The sequence below is a fragment of the Rhizobium fabae genome, from assembly GCF_003985135.1.
Lineage (GTDB): Bacteria > Pseudomonadota > Alphaproteobacteria > Rhizobiales > Rhizobiaceae > Rhizobium > Rhizobium pisi.
The window spans coordinates 1-17,160 of record NZ_ML133653.1; the positions used below are offsets into that span (position 1 = coordinate 1).

Consider the following 17,160-nt stretch of genomic DNA (forward strand, 5'->3'; position numbering starts at 1 on the left):
CATATTCAGGGCCATTATCAACCCTGATTGCCAGCGGCTTGCCCCGCCATTCGATGATCTGGTTGAGGCTGCGCACGACCCGCTCGGCAGGAAGTGAGAAGTCAACCTCGATCCCCAGTCCCTCTCGCTACATACCTTGTCAAAGCTGATTAGTGCTGCGACTTCGCCAGCCAGTTAGAAACGCGACACTGGTTCTGATGGTCAGCCCCCGATCCGGCCGGCTGGGCCGGGTTGAAAGGGCGGAGCGGGGGCGGGTGAGAGGCACCCCTTCGGCTTTAGCTTTCTCAGTAGCAATTGTTCCGTCGCCGGCTGATACTCCTTTACACCGCATGGGGCGGATAGGGATCAAAGCCGCACGATGCTTCCGGAAATAAAGCTGCAGGGTGACGTCGATGTCGCCGCGCTGTCACCTCTTCTTCGCGGCATGCTTCTGTCCGTTGCCTATGCTGACGGCGAGGGTGGCATAGGATTGACGGCGACCGGCGCCATGAACCGCAAGTTCGTGCATTGGGCCGCTGTGAACTTCCTCTGGCCCGACTTCACAGCCGAAGACCTCTACAGCGTGAACAAAGTGCTGAACGAAAGCGACATGCCGCCGCTCTGGGTCGTGCGGGACATGACCCGCCATCTGAAGCTTCTCCGCCGGAAAAAGGATGTGCTGCTGCCAACCAGACGCGGCCGCGAGTTTCTGGTGAACCCGCAAGCCTTCTTCGATCTGGTCGCCACGGATTATCTCTATTCGTATGTCCACGCCACCGAGCGCCAAGAAGAGATACAAGCTCGGTTACGTTGGTGGCGCATGTTCCTCAATCTTCTCAATATCAAGGCGAGAGAGGGCTGCACGCCATTGGACGTTGTAAAGATCCTCTATCCAGACATGGCACCTCTGTCCGACACCGAAATGACCCTGGAAGCCTGGGAGCTGAAATCCGATCTCCAATATGGTGTCCTGCGGCGCCTGTGCTGGCTGGGCCTGCTTTATGAGGCACGAGAGGGGCTCACGCTTCTTCAAGACGGAGCCTTCCACAAGACGCCGCTTTGGTCCGCCTGCCTGCAGCTGGAATCAGATACGCAAAGCGACATTGGCGTGCATTGACGATCTTTATTCCGCCGCTGGCTGCCTCAATAGCGCTTTCTCTCGCCGCGCAATCACCTCAGGATCATTCATGAAATCCGTCCGCCGCCCCGGCTTGCGACCACGCTTCTGATAGCCGTTGGCTGTGCTACCGTCCCGAATGCCAAACATATGATCCTTCTGCCCGGTGCGGCGCGGACCGCTCTTGCTGCGCTGCTGTTCGCGGTCGGCCTGCATCTCGGCGACGATCGACAGCATGTCGTCCAGCCGCTTGTTGTCGACGACCTCCGCACGATGCACCGAGCGCAACGTGTCGAACGTTCGGTAGGGCAGGGTGAAGCTCTCGTGCATGATCTCGAGGCGTCCGTCTGGATAGTCGCAGACCACGACCTTCTGACCTGCCAATGGCCTGGAAATCTCGGTCGGATCGAGAATGAACAGCACCTTGTCGTAGCGTAGCGTCAGCGATTGCGACAGGGTGCGCACTTCCTTGCGGCACATGGCGCCATCGAGGTTCTCATGATCGGCCAGCGGTCGGTGCATGTCTTTCGGATTGCGTGGCGGCTTGCCAAAGCGCGCGTTGAAATCCGCCATGAACTCAGGCGCATAGGCATTGGCCGCCTCGATCGTATCGATGCCGCGAAGCCGCATCTCCTTGACCAGCCGATCCTGCAATGTCTGGTTGGCACGTTCCACCCGACCCTTGGCCTGCGGAGTGTTGGCGCAGATGATATCGATGTTGAGCTCATCGAGCGCCCGGCCGAACTGCGTCAGACCGCTTGTCCTGTCCTTCTTCGACGGATGCGTCGATCGAAAGACACCATGTTTGTCGCTGTAGAAAGCCAGCGGCTTGCCCCATTGCTGCAGATAAGCCTTCGTCGCATGCAGATAGTCGAACGTGTTCTCCGATCCGGCAAAGCGAAGATGCAAGAGCTTGCCGGTGGCGTAATCGATATAGACAAGCAGGGCGCATTTGGGGCCGCGGTTCTCGAACCGCCAGTGATGCGAGCCATCGATCTGCACCAGTTCGCCAAAGCAATCGCGCCGGCCGCGTGGTTGGAAAACCCGCTTCTTGCGTTCGCGACGCGAGACCCAGATGCCAGCCTCGGTCATCCATTGCCGCAGCGTCTCCTTGGCGACAGAGATCCGGTGCAACTCGATCAGCTTCTCCCGCGCCAGCGTCGGACCGAAATCCAGATAGCGCTCGCGGATCAGATCCAGCGCCGCATTGCGAAACTCCTCGCTGTGGCGCCGGTTGCTCGGCTGCGATCGCTTCTTCGAAACGAGGCCAGCTGGACCATCCCGGTCATAGGCTCGTAGCAACCGATGGACCTGACTTCGACTAAGCGCGAGCAGCTCGGCAGCCTGGACGACGCTCAGGCGTTCGTCACGAATCTTCTGGATGACTTCGAGGCGATGCAATTCTTTCTGCGACATGGTGATCAAACAGGACATGACGACTCCGACCGCACATGGTCTCGACCAGGTTGAAGGTCGTCATCCTTGCTCCCAACGTTGGCATTGACCAGAACATCGAGAGGCGAGACTGTCGCATCTCTAACTGGCCCAACTGTCGCATTACTAAATAGCCGCTACACATCTTGATCGCATAAGATAGCTTATGGAACTTGACGGCAGCCCTAATTCTCCGCCGCAAACTACGAGTTTCTGTGCGCAGCCTGTGGCAAATTGAAGCCAAAAAGAGATTTTACGCTGTGGCATATTGTGTCCGGCATTGCGTTTTCCAGCATAACAATGCTCCAAACCGGAATTCACATCCGTGCGCTTGCGTGTATCGAGGATGAAGTGAACATGCGCATATTGCTTGTTGAAGACGACAGCATTCTCGGCTCATCGCTGAAAAAGGCGCTCGAGAAGCACGCCTATGGCGTTGACTGGATGCGCGATGGCCAGTCGGGTCTGGAAGCGGCGGAGCATTCCGATTTTGCGGCCGTTATACTCGACATCAACCTTCCGATCCTGAGTGGCATCGACGTTTTGAAAGGAATGCGACGGGCCGGAAATTCCGTTCCGATCCTGCTGCTGACAGCCCTCGATGCGATAAGGCGCAAGGTTGAAGGCCTTGATGAGGGAGCGGACGATTATATGGTCAAGCCCTTCGACCTCGATGAACTGCTTGCCCGCCTGCGGGCGCTCATCCGGCGCCGCGACGGGCGCACGGAAAGCCTGCTGCGGTGCGGCGACGTCGAGGTGGATCCGTCGGCGATGGTCGCACGAAAAGCCAATATGCAGCTGCATATTACGGCCAAGGAATTTCACCTCCTCAAGGTGCTGATGGAGCGTAGCGGCCGATACGTGACGAAGAACGACATAGAATATGCGCTCTACGATGCCTACAGCACGGTCGAAAGCAATGCCATCGAGGTTACGATCTACAATCTGCGCAAGAAGCTCGGCACCGACTTCATCAAGTCCATCCGCGGCGTCGGGTACATGATCGACCGATGAGGAAATCCACCCTTACCCGCAAGCTCTTCCTCAGGATCGCGCCAGTCGTGGTGGTGGCGATCATGGTGATTGGCGCTTTCGCCTTCAACAGCGCCACGCGCGAGATCAACAATATCTACGACGCGCAGCTCATAAACGACGCGAACGTGTTGTGGAGATTGCTGCATTATCGGCTGAAGCATTCGTTGGATCGAACGCCCCAGCAGGTCGACGACATCGACTTCAGCATGGATAACCAGCTTGCCTTCAATGAAGACGCCGACGATTACGCCGATGCGCATATGTTCCGCGCCTGGGTGAACGACAAGATCATGTATTACAGCAGCACGGCCTTCCCGCCCGAAGTGCCCTACCAGAAGGTCGGCTTCACCGACCTGGCCTATAAGGGAGAGAATTGGCGCGTTTATTCGCTGCCGATCCCCGATTCCGGTATTATCATGGAAGTCGGCGAGAAGATTTCGCTGCGCCAGACGCTGGTCTCCAACATCCTCTTGAACCTCTTCTTTCCGCTGCTCATTCTGGTGCCGGTCATCGGTTTCCTGATCTGGCTTGGCATCCGCAGCGGCCTGCGCGGCATTTACGGGTTGGTCTATCAGATCCGCACGCGCTCGCCAGACGACCTTTCGGCCATCCTCGTCGAGGATCTGCCGCGGGATCTCCTGCCGCTTGGCCGTTCGATCAACCACCTGCTCGAAAAGCTCGGCCGTTCCCTGACGCTGGAGCGTCGGTTTTCGGATCTTGCCGCCCATCAACTGCGCACGCCCCAGGCAAGCGTCAAGCTGCTCCTGCAGATGCTGGACAAGAGCGACAGCGAACAGGAACGCAAGCCGATCATCGCGGATCTGGTGGCCAGCAACAACAGGGCAATGCACCTGATCGAACAGTTGCTGCGCCTGGCACGCGTGAGCCACCATCCGCTGAATCTGATGCCGGTTTCACTTTATGGGTTGATCGCGTCGACGCTCGCGGATTTCGGCAAGATCATCTCCAGCCGAGGTCTCGACGTTTCCCTGGAGGGTGCGGAAGCGGCTCAGGTTCGGACAGACGAATCCTTGCTGCAGGTGATGATCAGCAACCTGCTGGATAACGCCATCAAATATACCCCCGTCGGCGGCAGGATCGAAGTCATGGTCTCCCCGGAGCCGGGTTACTGGCTGATCTCGATCAGCGACAGTGGACCTGGAATCCCCGAGGAGGAGCGTGAGGCCGTCTTCAAGCGGTTCTATCGCCTAGACACGCTGCATGCCGAGGGCGCCGGCCTTGGGCTTGCGATCGTCGCCGATACCGCCGAACGCCTTTCCGTGTCGGTTGCGCTTTCGACACCTACCTGGGGTAACGGCCTGCGGGTCGAATTGCGCCTGCCCAGAGACTGAGGCGCTGCCGCCAGCGTCCGTTCATTTTTCATTTTCGCATCATTTTGCCCTCAGGCTTGCCTCATCGACCTTCGGTAAACACAGCCGCGGATCAAGTCGAAGGGCCATTGGATGCAAGTATTTTCCGATTTTGACGGTACGATTTCCATTCAGGATGTGACGGATATCGTCCTGTCCTGCTTTGCGGATTCGCAATGGGAAGACATCGAGCAGGAATGGAAGGACGGTCGGATCGGCTCGGCCGAGTGCATGCGCCGCCAGGTCCCCCTCATCCGGGCAACCCGGCACGAGCTCGATGCCCTCCTCGACACCGTGGCAATCGATCCCGGCTTCGTGGCCTTCCGTGATTACTGCAGCGATAACGGTCTGCCGATCACCGTCGTCAGCGACGGCGTCGATTACTTCATTCGCCATGTCCTGGCGCTGAACGGCATCAGGGATCTGCCCGTCATCGCCAATATCCTGACCCATCGGGTCGTCGAGGGTCACGACACCTATGCGCTTGCACCTTCGGCGGCGACAGCCGGCTGTTCGGCAGGCTCAGGCGTGTGCAAATGCAAAGTCATCGGCGGCATCGAGCGGCAGATCTACATCGGCGATGGACGGAGCGATTTCTGCGTCTCCGGCCGAGCCGGTCTCGTCTTCGCCAAGGGCAAGCTCGCCGAATACTGCAGCGACCAGGGCATTTCCTACATCGCCTTCGACGATTTCACCGACTTGATCCCCAAGATGCAAGCCGCCCTTCCCGGCATCGCGCGGGCCCCCCGCGCACTGCTCCAATCTTCAATCGCATAACCAGACCGAGAGGTTCACTATGAACATTGTCAACGCCGACGCCTTCAAGGAAAACACCGCGCTCACCGAAAAGTCGGAAGCCGAGCTGCGGGTTCTGGAGGAGACCTATTGCTCGCATGGCGATACGGTCCACTACGCGGCGGAACCGAAATTCTTCGAGGAATGCGAAGGCTCCTACGTCTATGACGCAAAGGGGACACCGTTTCTCGATCTGCAGATGTGGTATTCCGCCGTCAATTTCGGCTATCGCAACGAAAGGCTGAATGCCGCCGTCCATCGGCAGCTCGACCGGCTGCCGCAGGTCGCCTCGCAATATCTGCATCGCGAGAAGGTCGAGCTTGCGGCGATGATCGCGCAAGATGCCGAGCGCAAGTTCGGCCGCAAGGGGCGCGTTCATTTCAATGTCGGCGGCTCGCAGGCGGTCGAAGATTCGCTGAAGCTGGTGCGCAATTATACAGGCGGCAAAAGCCTGATGTTCGCCTTCGAAGGCGGCTATCACGGCCGCACCCTCGGTGCCTCGGCCATCACCTCCAGCTACCGCTATCGCCGCCGCTTCGGCCATTTCGGCGAACGGGCGCAATTCATCGAGTTTCCCTATCACTTCCGCGGCCCGAAGGGCATGTCGAAGGAAGAATACGGAGAGCACTGCGTGCGCAAGTTCGCCCGCCTCTTTGAAAGCGAATATAACGGCGTCTGGGATCCCAAGGTCGGCAGTGCCGAATATGCGGCCTTTTATATCGAACCGATCCAGGGCACCGGCGGCTACGTCATTCCGCCGATGAACTTCTTCACCGAACTCAAGAAGGTCCTGGACCAGCACGGCATCCTGCTTGTCGTCGACGAGATCCAGATGGGCGTCTACCGGACCGGAAAACTCTGGTCGATCGAGCATTTCGGCGTCTCGCCCGACGTTCTCGTGTTCGGCAAGGCGATCACCAATGGGCTTAACCCGCTCTCGGGTGTCTGGGCCAGGGAGGAAATGATCAATCCGACCGTCTTCCCGCCCGGCTCCACCCATTCCACCTTCGCCAGCAATCCGATGGGAACGGCCGTTGCGCTCGAAACCATGAAGATGCTGGAAGAGGAGGATTTCGGCGCGGCGATCATGGCCAAGGGCGCCTATTTCCTCGATGGCCTGAAGCAGCTTCAGAAGCGCCATCCGATCGTCGGCGACGTCGACGGGCTCGGATTGGCGCTGAGATGCGAAATCTGCAAGGAAGACGGTTTCACGCCCGACAAGGCGACGATGGACTGGCTTTGCGACGAAGGCATGAAGGGCGATCTCCAGGTCGGTAATAAGGTCTACGGCCTCGTTCTCGATGTCGGCGGCTACCACAAAAACGTCATCACCCTGGCGCCGAACCTGCTGATCTCACAAGAAGAGATCGATCTGGCGCTGACGCTGCTCGACCAGCTCTTCACGCGCGCGGCCCGGAGGTAGCACGGTGCAGCTTCTCCTCCTTCATCTCGACGATGCTTTGGAGTTGCAGCCTGATTTCGTGCGCGCCTGCACGCTTGCAGGCGCGTGCCACCATGTCGACAAGCGGGGCGGCAGTGCAATCAGATTGTGGGGCAGGCAGAAGATGCTTTCCGACCTTGGCCGGGATATCTCCCGGTCACTGCCCTCTCGAGGCAGGGGTCCGCAGCTTGCCTTCATGGGCTCGGGCGATTTCCACCATGTGACCGCACTGCTTCTCGATACGGCCCTCGAACGGCGGCCGGTTTCGACCACTCTCGTTCATTTCGACAATCACCCGGACTGGGTGAATTTCGAAGGCGGCATGCATTGCGGCTCGTGGATCAACAGCGCCCTGTCGAACCCCAGGATAGACAAGGTCGTCACGGTCGGCGTCTGCAGCAGCGATCTGCGCAACCCCGAACGCAAGGGCGCCAATCTACGCTGGCTGAGGGAAGGCAAGCTGGAGCTTTACCCTTACGAGCATCCGCCAAGCCGCGTCTCTGCCGAATACGGCAGCGGCGCCAGCTACCGGCAGGACGGGCGCGCCCTCTACTGGAATTCGATCTCCGAGATCGGCGAAGAGAATTTCATCGACCTGATCCTCAGCCGCATCGGCACCGAGGCGGTCTATTTCACGATCGACAAGGATGTGCTTGCCGCCGATGACGCCGTGACCAACTGGGATCAGGGCCGCATGCGCCTGCCCTATCTGATGGCGCTGATCAGCGAGATCGGCAGCCGCCATCGCGTCGTCGGCGCCGATGTCATCGGCGATTATTCGGCGCCGAGCTACGCCGGCGGCCTCAAGACCCGGCTGCTGAAGCAGGCGGAAATCTTTATCGATCAGCCGCGGCTGCGGCAGGCGGCGGACGCCGTGCGCAACATCAACAGCGCCGCAAATCACGCGTTGCTGGAAGTCCTGGCGGAATCGATGGAATGACCGGCGGCCTCACCTTGCCGATGTTCGGCCTGATCTTGTTCTGCGTGGTCGCCGAAACCGCCCGCGAGGTCTGCTTCAAGCAGGCGGCCAGCGACAGCGCCGTTCTAGCAACCCTGGCCAAGCCGCTGACCTGGCTCGGCATCGCCTTCTGGGCGATCGAACTGCTTGCCTGGGCGGCCGTGCTCGCCCGCGTGCCACTGACCATCGCCTTTCCGCTGATGGCGCTGAGCTACGTCGGGACCGTCGTCGCCGGTGCCGCCGTCTTTAAAGAAAATATCAACCTTCGCCACGCGGCGGGCGTGTTTCTCATTACCGCCGGCGTGGCCTGCGTGGGAGCAACCGGACTATGAAAATCTTTGCTCATACCAGATGGGATGCCGCCCCCGTGCTTGCGGCCTTCGCGCATCTCGTCTTTGACGTCTACCTGATCGTCGGCTTCGAAAGCCGGCCGCTCTGGGTCTCCGCGATCCTGGGTTGCCTCTATGCCGTATCGATATCCTGGAACATCAACAGCATCTCGCACAATTTCATCCACACGCCCTATTTCAAGCCGCGCTGGATGAATTACGGCTTCAGCCTGCTGGAGTCGGTGGCGATCGGTTTTTCTCAGACCTATTACCACTGGGTGCACATGCGCCATCACTCCGGCAACAGCGACCGGCCGGACGAAAACGGGGGCACGATCGATCTCCTGTCGATCTACCGCTACGGCCGGAACGGCGAGCCGGAGAATGTCTGGTCCTACACGCTGAAGAGCTTCTTCCGCGACAGTCTCGGCGATATTCACAAGGCCATCGCCAAGAACCGTCCTTTCGACGCCGCATGGGGTCGTTTCGAACTTCTGGCCTTCCTCGGCCTGGCGGCGATCGCGCTGATCTACGATTGGAAGGCGGTGCTGTTTTTCGTGCCGTTTTACTACGCCGGCAACTGCCTGTCGTCGCTCAACGGCTATTACGAACACCTGCATGGCGATCCGGACGAACCGATTGCCTGGGGCGTCAGCAGCCACAAGCCGTTCTACAACTGGCTTTGGTTCGGCAATGGTTACCATGCCGAACATCATTACCGGCCGCGCACCCACTGGACGAAGCTTGCAGCACTGCACGAACAGATCAGGGAAGACCAGGAAAAGGCCGGCACGCATGTGATCAGCACCTGCCATGCCCTGGGCTTCATGGCTCCGGAAAACCGCGAGCTGGAGCTTCGGCATGAGGTCTGAGCAGTTGAGCTTCTTCCTGCCGGGAACGAACGGCAAAGGTGTGTTGCTGATCCACGGCTTGACGGGCGCGCCGGCCGAAATGAAGCTCGTGGCGCGCCAGCTCAACCGGCGCGGCTACAGCGTTCACGCGCCGTTGCTGGCCGGTCATGGCGAAGACATCAGGACGCTGCGCCGCACGCACTGGGAAGACTGGCTGGCAAGCGTCGTGCGCGGATCCGAATTCCTGGCTGAGCGCACGCAAGCGGTTTTTGCCGCCGGCATCTGCGTCGGCGGCAAGCTGTCATTGCTGGCCGCCAAGCACCGGCCGGACCTGATCAAGGCGGTGGCGATCTACTCGCCCTGCTTCCACTATGACGGCTGGGACGTTCCGCGACATTATACGATGCTGTCGCCGCATATCGGCTGGCTGTCGCGGGTGCCGTTTCTCGACCGTCTCAACTTCAGGGAAAACCAATCGCTCGGCATCAAGGATGATCGCATGCGCCGCCTGGTCGAGGACATGGCGGGCGAAGGCATGCTCGACAAGTTCCCCGGCCGCGGCATCGTCGAGATGTATCGATTGGGCAAGGCGCTTCGCGGAACCCTGCCTGAGATCCAGACGCCAACCCTGATCCTCCACGCCGAAGAGGACGATCTCAGCAACCCCCGGCATGCGCTTTATATATCCGATCACATCGGCGGGCCGCATGAACTGAAGTGGATCAAGGACAGCTACCACATGATCCATCTCGACCGTCAGCATCGACAGGTCGCGGAATTCACGGCCAATTTCTTTGAGGCAGGCCATGCTGAAGCTCGCATATAGACAATTTCCCGCCGAAGACGGCGAGCCGGTCGCACAGGTCTACGACACGATCCGCGCCATCGGCCGCGAAGCGTGGAATGCCTGCTACCGCGGCCAGGTCGAAGATTATGATTGCCTGCTTGCGATCGAAGACGCCGGCATCGGTGACTTCGATTGGCGCTACATTGCGATCGTCGAGAAGGGAAGGATCAGCGCTGCCATGCCGGCGTTTCTCTGCCCCTATCCGCTGGACACGACACTGGAAGAGGGGTTGCCGCGCCGGTTGATCCGCCGCGTGCGACAACACGTTTCAGGCTTCCTGGTGCTGCGGCTTGCCTGCCTCGGTTCACCGTGCACCGAAAACGGCGTCATAGGCTTTCATGCCGAAGTGCCGGAGGACCGTCGTGAAGCACTGCTCGGCGAACTGCTCGACGCCTTCGAAAGTCTCGCGGCTCGGGAAGGCTGCGCGCTGATGGGGATCAAGGATATTCCCGCGCCGGTCGCCCTGGAATTCGGCGCCGTGTTTTCAAAACGGCGCTATGCCGCAATCGGCGGCCTGCCATCCGCCTGGCTCGATGTCGATTTTCGGACGATCGACGAATACATGGCCCGGCTGTCTGCGGGCACGCGCAAGGACATGCGGCGCAAGATGAAGTCCTTCGACGCCGTCCGCGTCGAAATTAGAACGGATGTGGGTGACGTGCTGTCGCGGATCATGGCGCTCTACCACGATACGCGCAATCGCAGCGAATGGCAGTTCGAAGAGCTGACGCCTGCCTATTTCGAGGGGATCCTGACCCATATGCGCGGCCGTTCATTCTGCGTCCTCTATTTCGTCGAAGACGAGCTGCTGGCTGCCAATCTTATCGTTCATGATGATCGGGTCGCGATCGACAAGTTCTTCTGCATGGATGGCGAACAGGGACGGCCGTACAATCTCTATTTCCTGAGCTGGTTCACCAATCTGCGTTATTGCCTCGATAGCGGTCTCAGCCGTTACCAGAGCGGCCAGGCATATTATGAAAACAAGGTGCGGCTCGGCAGCCAGCTGACGGCCAACACCATGTTTTTTCGTCACCGAAATCCCGTGCTGCAGGCACTGCTGCGGCTGGTCTCCCCGCTTTTTTCCGCAGAGCAGGCCAAGTGATGACGTCGATGCGCCTGACATGGCTTGCCGTGCCTGTTCTCAATACGCTGTTTCAGATTTTTATGAAGCTCGGCGCGACGCAGTTGAACGGTACCGAGGCGGCGACCTTGTTGCACGATGCGCTCGCCTCGCACTGGATCCTGGCGGCCCTCGTCGTCGAGATCGTCTGCTTCTTCGTCTGGATGACCATTCTGGCCGAACTCGACCTCAGCCGGGCCTTCCCGCTCTCGGGTATCAGCTATGTCCTGATCATTGCGAGCGGCTGGTTGATGTTCGGCGAGCCGGTCGTCGCACTCCAGATCGTCGGCAGCGGCCTGATCCTTGCCGGCGTTTGGCTGATCGCCGGCGCATCGGAGGCGACACGCGCGGTCAGTGACCCCCGTAGCGGGCACGCCCTGCCCCGCCCCCATCTTGGCAAGGATCGGTGATGGCACAGACACAAGGCTTCCTCTTCGAGAGGATCGGCGCGGCGGCTGCGGCCTTCACCAACTGGATCATGGCACGGGCGCTTTCTCGCATCGTCACCCACGGCTCCCTCGACATTACCACGTCCAATGGCCGCCTGCTCTCCTTCGGTGACGCATCCGGTGAGCGGGTGCATGTGCGCTTTGCCGATCTTGCTGCGCAATGGGCTTTCCTGATCGATGCCGATATGCGGCTCGGCGAACTCTACATGGACCGCCGCTTTCTCATCGAACATGGTTCACTTTACGACTTCCTGGCAATGATGTTGCGTGAGGCGCAAAACGCCAGGCATCCCCTCGTCGCCCGGCTTATCGATGGTGCCCGCACCCGGTTGCGCACCTTCCGCCATCGCAATCTGCCGACGCGCTCGAAAGCCAATGTCGCGCATCACTACGATCTCGACGGCCGGCTCTACGAGCTCTTCCTCGACACGGACCGGCAATATTCCTGCGCCTATTTTGAAAGCCCCGACCAGTCGCTCGATGGCGCGCAGCTTGCCAAAAAACGGCATCTCGCCGCCAAACTGCAGGTCGCCCCCGGCAACAGCGTGCTCGATATCGGCTGCGGCTGGGGCGGGCTGGCCCTGCATATGGCGGGTCATGCACGCGGTGGCCATGTGCTTGGTATCACGCTGTCGGAAGAGCAGCATGCATACGCGATGAAACGGACCGCTGAACGCGGGGAAAGCTCAGCGGCGGTCGAGTTTGCGCTGCAAGACTACCGCAGCCTGACAGGACGCTTCGACCGGATTGTCTCGGTCGGCATGTTCGAGCATGTCGGGCTGGCATCCTATCGCGCCTTCTTCGAAAAATGCGCGGAACTGCTGGAAGACAATGGCGTGATGGTCTTGCATACGATCGGCTGTTCGGCGACGCCAGGCTTCACTACGCCGTGGCTCGACAAATATATCTTTCCCGGCGGCTATATTCCCGCCTTGTCCGAAATCATCCCGGAAATCGAGAAGGCCGGGCTCTTCGTCACCGATATCGAGGTGCTGCGCCTCCATTATGCATGGACGCTGGCAGAGTGGCGAAGACGCTTCATGGCAAGATGGGACGAGGCGGCAGCGCTTTACGATGAGCGCTTCTGCCTGATGTGGGAATATTACCTTGCCAGCGCGGAAGCCGCATTCCGCTACGAGGACCTGGTGGTTTTCCAGATCCAGTTGACCAAGCGCAATGACACCCTTCCGGTGACACGCGACTATATCGGGGCACATGAGAAGGCGGCGGCGCGGCGCTTAGAAGCCGATCTGGAAGGAACGGTTGAGGGCAAAGCCGATCACGTTTTGATCGGCTGAGCCGATCTTCGAGGTGATCGGACTGTCGGCAGCATCGCCGACCAGGCGGCTGTATTTGTCATAGACCTGCACGCTCCAGGCCGGCGACAGCGCATAGGTCGCTGCGGCGGTGAAGCCGATCGATTTCACACCGCCGCTGGCGCCGAACGCATCGACGCGCCCGTTGCTGGCGGCTTCGGTGGCCGAGACCCCGAAATTATTGCGCATATAGGTGGAGTTCGCCAGAGACAGGCGCGGGCCGGCAGACAGAAGCCAGCGATCCCCAAGCGGCTGAAACCAGTCGAGATAGAGATCGGCAAGCAGACCGTCGCCACCCCAGAGCGCCTGGCGCGTTTCGGCCCGCGCGCGCAGGCGATCCTCTATCGGCCAATATTGCATGTAGACACCGGCATCGAAATTCCAGTGTACTCGGCGTAGGCCTTGCAAGTCGGAATCTTCGAGCGGCGACCGCCCGTCTCTCAGGCCGACAACCGGGCCGATCTCGACACCGCCGATGTCAAACAGACCATAGTCGATATTGTCGTCGGGAGCGCTGTATTCCGCCGCATCTCCCAGGCGCCTGACATCAAAGGAGGGCATGCCGCTGACGGAAAGATGCTTCGACCCTTCATAGGACGGACCGTATTCGACGGAACCGCCGAGGGTGACGATCCATTGGCTCTTCGCCGACGTCGCATCCTGGCTCATTGCCGGGTGAGCATCGATCAATGTCAGTCCCAGGGAAACGGCTGCAATCGCAGGTGACGCCTTCCAAAAAGAGACCATATACGCTCAACTCCGCGGCACCCAGGCAGACGATTATGCAGGCGCAAAACTCTTCTACAATTTAAGCCGCGGCTCGGCCAGAGCCGGATCGTCCCGCGGTTCCAAAAAGATGGGACGCTCCGTCGGCCAAGGATATCTGCCTGGCAGACCCGCAACGACTGGGCAGCTTGCCGCAGACCACGCAAGCGCCGAAATTTCCGGGCTCTTTACCTCAGCGACAGAATGCTCTCAGCGGCCTTCTCGGCAATCATGATGACAGGCGAGTTGGTGTTGCCCGAGACGATCGTCGGCATGATCGAGGCATCGACCACCCGCAGTTTCGCCAGCCCATGCACCCGCAATTGCGGATCGACAACCGCCATCGTGTCACTGCCCATCTTGCAGGTGCCGACCGGATGGAAGATCGTCGTGGCGATATCGCCGACGCGACGGATCAGCTCTTCGTCACTCTGATATTCCCTGCCGGGCAACATCTCCTGCGGCCGGTACTTGGCGATGGCGCCGGCCTCCATGAGCCGGCGGGCATGCCGGACCGATTTCGTCGCAACGATCCGGTCGCCGGCGGTTGAAAGATAATTCGGACGGATTTCCGGCGCCATGGAAAGCTCCGGGCCACCGATATGCACGGTGCCTCGGCTTTCCGGCCGCAGATTGCAGACGGAGACGGTGACGGCCGGATATTTGTGCAGCGGCTCGCCGAGCCGGTCGGTGCTCAAGGGCTGCACGTGATATTCCAGATCGGCGGTCGCAACTGCCGGATCGCTCCTGGCAAAGATACCGAGTTGGCTCGGCGCCATCGACAGCGGCCCCGACCGGCGCAGTATATATTCAAGCCCCATGCCCGCCCGGGTGAACAGGTTGTGATAGAGCTGGTTCAGCGTCTTTGCGCCGTCGATGCGGAAAACCGTACGGATTTGCAGGTGATCCTGCAGGTTTTCGCCGACCCCCGGAAGTTCATGGGCGACATCAAGTCCGGCGGCGGACAGCACATCCGGGCGGCCGATCCCTGAAAGCTCCAGGATCTTAGGCGAATTGATCGCGCCGGCGGACAGAATGACCTCGCGACCGGCGCGCGCCAGATGGCCCTGCCCGTTCAGCCGGAACCGCACGCCGGTCACCATCCTACCGTCGAATTCCAGCCGCTCGGTTTCGGCGCCAGTCAGAACACGCAGATTGGCCCGCTTCATCGCCGGGCGCAGAAAGGCCTTTGTCGTGTTCCAACGCAGGCCGCCGCGCTGATTGACTTCGAAATAGCCTGAGCCCTCATTGTCGCCTTGGTTGAAATCGTCGGTTTTTGGAATGCCGAGCTCCTCGGCCGCTTCGCGAAAGGCATCGAGGATCGGCCAGGTAAGCCGCTGCTTGTCCACCCGCCACTCGCCGCCTGCCCCGTGCATCCGCGACTTGCCGCGGTAGTTGTCCTCGGATTTCAGGAAATAGGGCAGCACGTCGTCCCAGCCCCAGCCCGAATTGCCTGCCTGCCGCCAGCCGTCGTAATCGGCCGCCTGGCCGCGCATGTAGATCATGCCGTTGATCGACGAGCAGCCGCCCAGCACCTTTCCGCGTGGATAGGGCAGCGACCGGCCGTTCAGTCCGGCTTCCGCCGCCGTCTTCATCATCCAGTCGGTACGCGGATTGCCCATGCAGTAGAGATAGCCGATCGGCACATGCACCCAGTGATATCGGTCGCTGCCGCCGGCTTCGAGCAATAGGATGCGGTTTTTCGGATTGGCCGACAACCGGTTGGCCAGAACGCATCCCGCCGATCCCGCGCCGACGATGATGTAGTCGTAGCTGCCCGCGTCAATCGCCGCGTCATTCGCGCGCATGTTCATGCCGCCTCTCCCGCTGCAGCCGGCGGGACCGCCGTCAGGCGCCGCCAGAGCGGCGCCATTACCTCGGCGATATCCTGATAGAGAGCGTAGCGCCGCGCATAATGCGCCTCAAGCGAGGCATCCGGACGATAATGCCGCTCGGTGCGCACCATGGCCGCAGCGCCAGCGCCGAAGTCCGCGAAGATGCCGATGCCGGTTCCGGCCGCAATCGCCGCTCCGAGCGCACCGGTTTCGCGCGAGCGGGCAACGGAGACGGGAACGCCGAGCACATCGGCAAAGATCTGCGGCCAGATCAGGCTGCGCGAGCCCCCGCCGGCCAGCACGGCTTCGTTGAAGACCGCGCCCGCCTTTCGGATCGTCTCGATGTGCTGACGATGACCGAAGGCGACGCCTTCGAGAAGCGCGCGAACGAGGTGCCCCTTGGCGTGCCAGCCGGCAAGGCCGTAGAAGCCGGCGCGGGCGTGGCCGTCCTGCTGGGCGCCGTAGAGATAGGGATGGTAGAGCGGGTCGTCTGCCGCGGGTTTGATCGCCCCGGCCAGCGCGCAGCAGGCATCGAAGGGCGAAACGCCTTCCGCATGTTCACCTTCGAAGAACTCTCGTACCAGCCATTCGAGATTGGCAGCCGAGGTGGCGCTGTTTTCCATCGCCATGTAGCGGGTGCGATCGAAGGTCGACGACATGAAGACCGGCCCGTCGAGGCTGGGGCCATCGATGATGATCTGGTTGATGCTCCAGGTGCCGGCAATGATCGAGGCGCTGCCGGTGCGCACGACGCCCGAGCCGAGCGCCGAGGCGACGACGTCGAACAGCCCGCCGACCACAGACGTACCGGCGGCGAGCCCGGTTTGCGCCGCCACCTCTTCCGTTACCCTGCCGGCAATATCGGCGCTTTCGATCAGCGGCGGCAAGAGCTCCATGCAATCGCCCAGTCCATAGGCCTCCATCAACGCCTTGTCGTAGCGGCGTGCGGCAAGATCCAGCAGGCCGGCCCCCGACATATCGGACACCTCGCTGACGCGGCGGCCGGTCAGGCGGTTGACGACAAAATCCTTGGAGAAGAACACCGTACCGATGCGGTTGAACAGTTCCGGCCGGTGACGCTTAAGCCAGGCAAGCAATGTCGGCGTCTGCGACGGCCACGGTCGCTGGCGGGAAATCGGATAGGTCCGATCTCCGACGCCGGCCTCCCACCATTCTTCGACCAGCCCGGCCGCCCGCGTGTCGAGCGACTGGATGCCGAGCAGCGGAGCGCCGTCGCGATCAAGCGCATAGAGACCGTTGCCGTGTCCGGCGCAGCCGATCGCGGCAATTTCCTCCGGCGCAATCCCTGCTTTTTCGATGCAGGCGCGGATGACCTGCCGTGCATTCGCCCAGAGTTCGTCCAGCCCCCGTTCGACATGCCCCGGGCTCGGCATGCGGCTGTGCCCCTCTTCGGACGCAGCCGCGATCTCGTTGCCGCGCCGGTCGAAAATCACCGCCTTGATAACGGTGTTCCCGGCGTCGAGCCCCAAAAGATAGTCTCCCATGCAGAACCCCT

The 17,160-nt window shown here is 60.7% G+C and carries 16 protein-coding genes and 1 pseudogene; 12 read left to right on the forward strand and 5 right to left on the reverse strand.

Going from position 1 to position 17,160, the window contains the following annotated elements; translation table 11 throughout:
* Nucleotides 1–127 (reverse strand): annotated as a pseudogene (locus EFB14_RS18960) (IS3 family transposase); the annotation flags it as partial.
* 231 nt (nucleotides 128–358) lie between these two features.
* On the opposite strand from EFB14_RS18960, the gene EFB14_RS18965 reads away from it, so the two are divergent.
* The gene (locus tag EFB14_RS18965) at nucleotides 359–1,096 is read left to right on the forward strand and encodes a hypothetical protein (protein WP_126827973.1); all 738 of its coding nucleotides are present in this window, start codon (nucleotides 359–361) and stop codon (nucleotides 1,094–1,096) included.
* A 6-nt stretch (nucleotides 1,097–1,102) separates the two neighbouring features.
* Here EFB14_RS18965 and EFB14_RS18970 read toward each other — a convergent pair whose 3' ends face one another.
* Entirely contained in the window at nucleotides 1,103–2,530 is a 1,428-nt protein-coding gene (locus tag EFB14_RS18970) for an ISNCY family transposase (protein ID WP_126827975.1), read from the reverse strand.
* Nucleotides 2,531–2,887: 357 nt separating this feature from the next.
* Here EFB14_RS18970 and EFB14_RS18980 point away from each other — a divergent pair, with 357 nt between their 5' ends.
* The 11 genes from EFB14_RS18980 (at nucleotide 2,888) to EFB14_RS19030 (ending at nucleotide 13,026) form a co-directional block, all read left to right on the forward strand.
* On the forward strand, nucleotides 2,888–3,544 hold the full coding sequence (locus tag EFB14_RS18980) for a response regulator (RefSeq protein WP_125844505.1): 657 nt from the start codon (nucleotides 2,888–2,890) through the stop codon (nucleotides 3,542–3,544).
* The gene (locus EFB14_RS18985; RefSeq protein WP_126827979.1) at nucleotides 3,541–4,917 is read left to right on the forward strand and encodes a sensor histidine kinase; all 1,377 of its coding nucleotides are present in this window, start codon (nucleotides 3,541–3,543) and stop codon (nucleotides 4,915–4,917) included. The genes EFB14_RS18980 and EFB14_RS18985 overlap by 4 nt, the downstream gene beginning before the upstream one ends.
* Nucleotides 4,918–5,028: 111 nt before the next feature.
* Nucleotides 5,029–5,712 carry an MtnX-like HAD-IB family phosphatase gene (locus EFB14_RS18990; RefSeq protein WP_126827981.1) on the forward strand — a complete coding sequence of 228 codons (684 nt, stop codon included), beginning with the start codon at nucleotides 5,029–5,031 and terminating at the stop codon, nucleotides 5,710–5,712.
* Between the two features lie 19 nt (nucleotides 5,713–5,731).
* Nucleotides 5,732–7,153: an aspartate aminotransferase family protein gene (locus EFB14_RS18995; protein WP_126827983.1), complete on the forward strand. Its 1,422-nt coding sequence runs from the start codon at nucleotides 5,732–5,734 to the stop codon at nucleotides 7,151–7,153.
* Nucleotides 7,154–7,157: 4 nt separating this feature from the next.
* Complete coding sequence (locus tag EFB14_RS19000; protein WP_126827985.1) at nucleotides 7,158–8,111, forward strand: arginase family protein; 954 nt, start codon at nucleotides 7,158–7,160, stop codon at nucleotides 8,109–8,111.
* Nucleotides 8,108–8,461, forward strand: coding sequence for a DMT family transporter (locus EFB14_RS19005; RefSeq protein ID WP_125844515.1), 354 nt, complete (start codon nucleotides 8,108–8,110; stop codon nucleotides 8,459–8,461). The genes EFB14_RS19000 and EFB14_RS19005 overlap by 4 nt, the downstream gene beginning before the upstream one ends.
* Nucleotides 8,458–9,330, forward strand: coding sequence for a fatty acid desaturase family protein (locus tag EFB14_RS19010; RefSeq protein ID WP_126827987.1), 873 nt, complete (start codon nucleotides 8,458–8,460; stop codon nucleotides 9,328–9,330). The genes EFB14_RS19005 and EFB14_RS19010 overlap by 4 nt, the downstream gene beginning before the upstream one ends.
* Nucleotides 9,320–10,135, forward strand: coding sequence for an alpha/beta hydrolase (locus tag EFB14_RS19015; protein WP_126827989.1), 816 nt, complete (start codon nucleotides 9,320–9,322; stop codon nucleotides 10,133–10,135). Before EFB14_RS19010 ends, EFB14_RS19015 begins: the two co-directional genes overlap by 11 nt.
* The gene (locus EFB14_RS19020) at nucleotides 10,116–11,261 is read left to right on the forward strand and encodes a GNAT family N-acetyltransferase (protein WP_126827991.1); all 1,146 of its coding nucleotides are present in this window, start codon (nucleotides 10,116–10,118) and stop codon (nucleotides 11,259–11,261) included. The genes EFB14_RS19015 and EFB14_RS19020 overlap by 20 nt, the downstream gene beginning before the upstream one ends.
* Nucleotides 11,261–11,689, forward strand: coding sequence for a DMT family transporter (locus tag EFB14_RS19025; RefSeq protein ID WP_126827993.1), 429 nt, complete (start codon nucleotides 11,261–11,263; stop codon nucleotides 11,687–11,689). Before EFB14_RS19020 ends, EFB14_RS19025 begins: the two co-directional genes overlap by 1 nt.
* Nucleotides 11,689–13,026, forward strand: a complete 1,338-nt coding sequence (locus EFB14_RS19030) for an SAM-dependent methyltransferase (RefSeq protein ID WP_126827995.1) — start codon at nucleotides 11,689–11,691, stop codon at nucleotides 13,024–13,026. The genes EFB14_RS19025 and EFB14_RS19030 overlap by 1 nt, the downstream gene beginning before the upstream one ends.
* Here the strand turns inward: EFB14_RS19030 and EFB14_RS19035 are convergent.
* From EFB14_RS19035 to EFB14_RS19045, 3 genes are all read right to left on the reverse strand, one after another.
* Nucleotides 12,967–13,791 (reverse strand): MipA/OmpV family protein, encoded by an 825-nt coding sequence (locus tag EFB14_RS19035; protein WP_245438255.1) that lies wholly within the window; start codon nucleotides 13,789–13,791, stop codon nucleotides 12,967–12,969. The genes EFB14_RS19030 and EFB14_RS19035 overlap by 60 nt on opposite strands.
* Before the next feature lie 206 nt (nucleotides 13,792–13,997).
* The gene (locus tag EFB14_RS19040) at nucleotides 13,998–15,623 is read right to left on the reverse strand and encodes a GMC family oxidoreductase (protein WP_126827997.1); all 1,626 of its coding nucleotides are present in this window, start codon (nucleotides 15,621–15,623) and stop codon (nucleotides 13,998–14,000) included.
* Nucleotides 15,620–17,149, reverse strand: a complete 1,530-nt coding sequence (locus EFB14_RS19045) for an FGGY-family carbohydrate kinase (RefSeq protein ID WP_126827999.1) — start codon at nucleotides 17,147–17,149, stop codon at nucleotides 15,620–15,622. The genes EFB14_RS19040 and EFB14_RS19045 overlap by 4 nt, the downstream gene beginning before the upstream one ends.
* Between the last annotated feature and the right edge of the window lie 11 nt (nucleotides 17,150–17,160).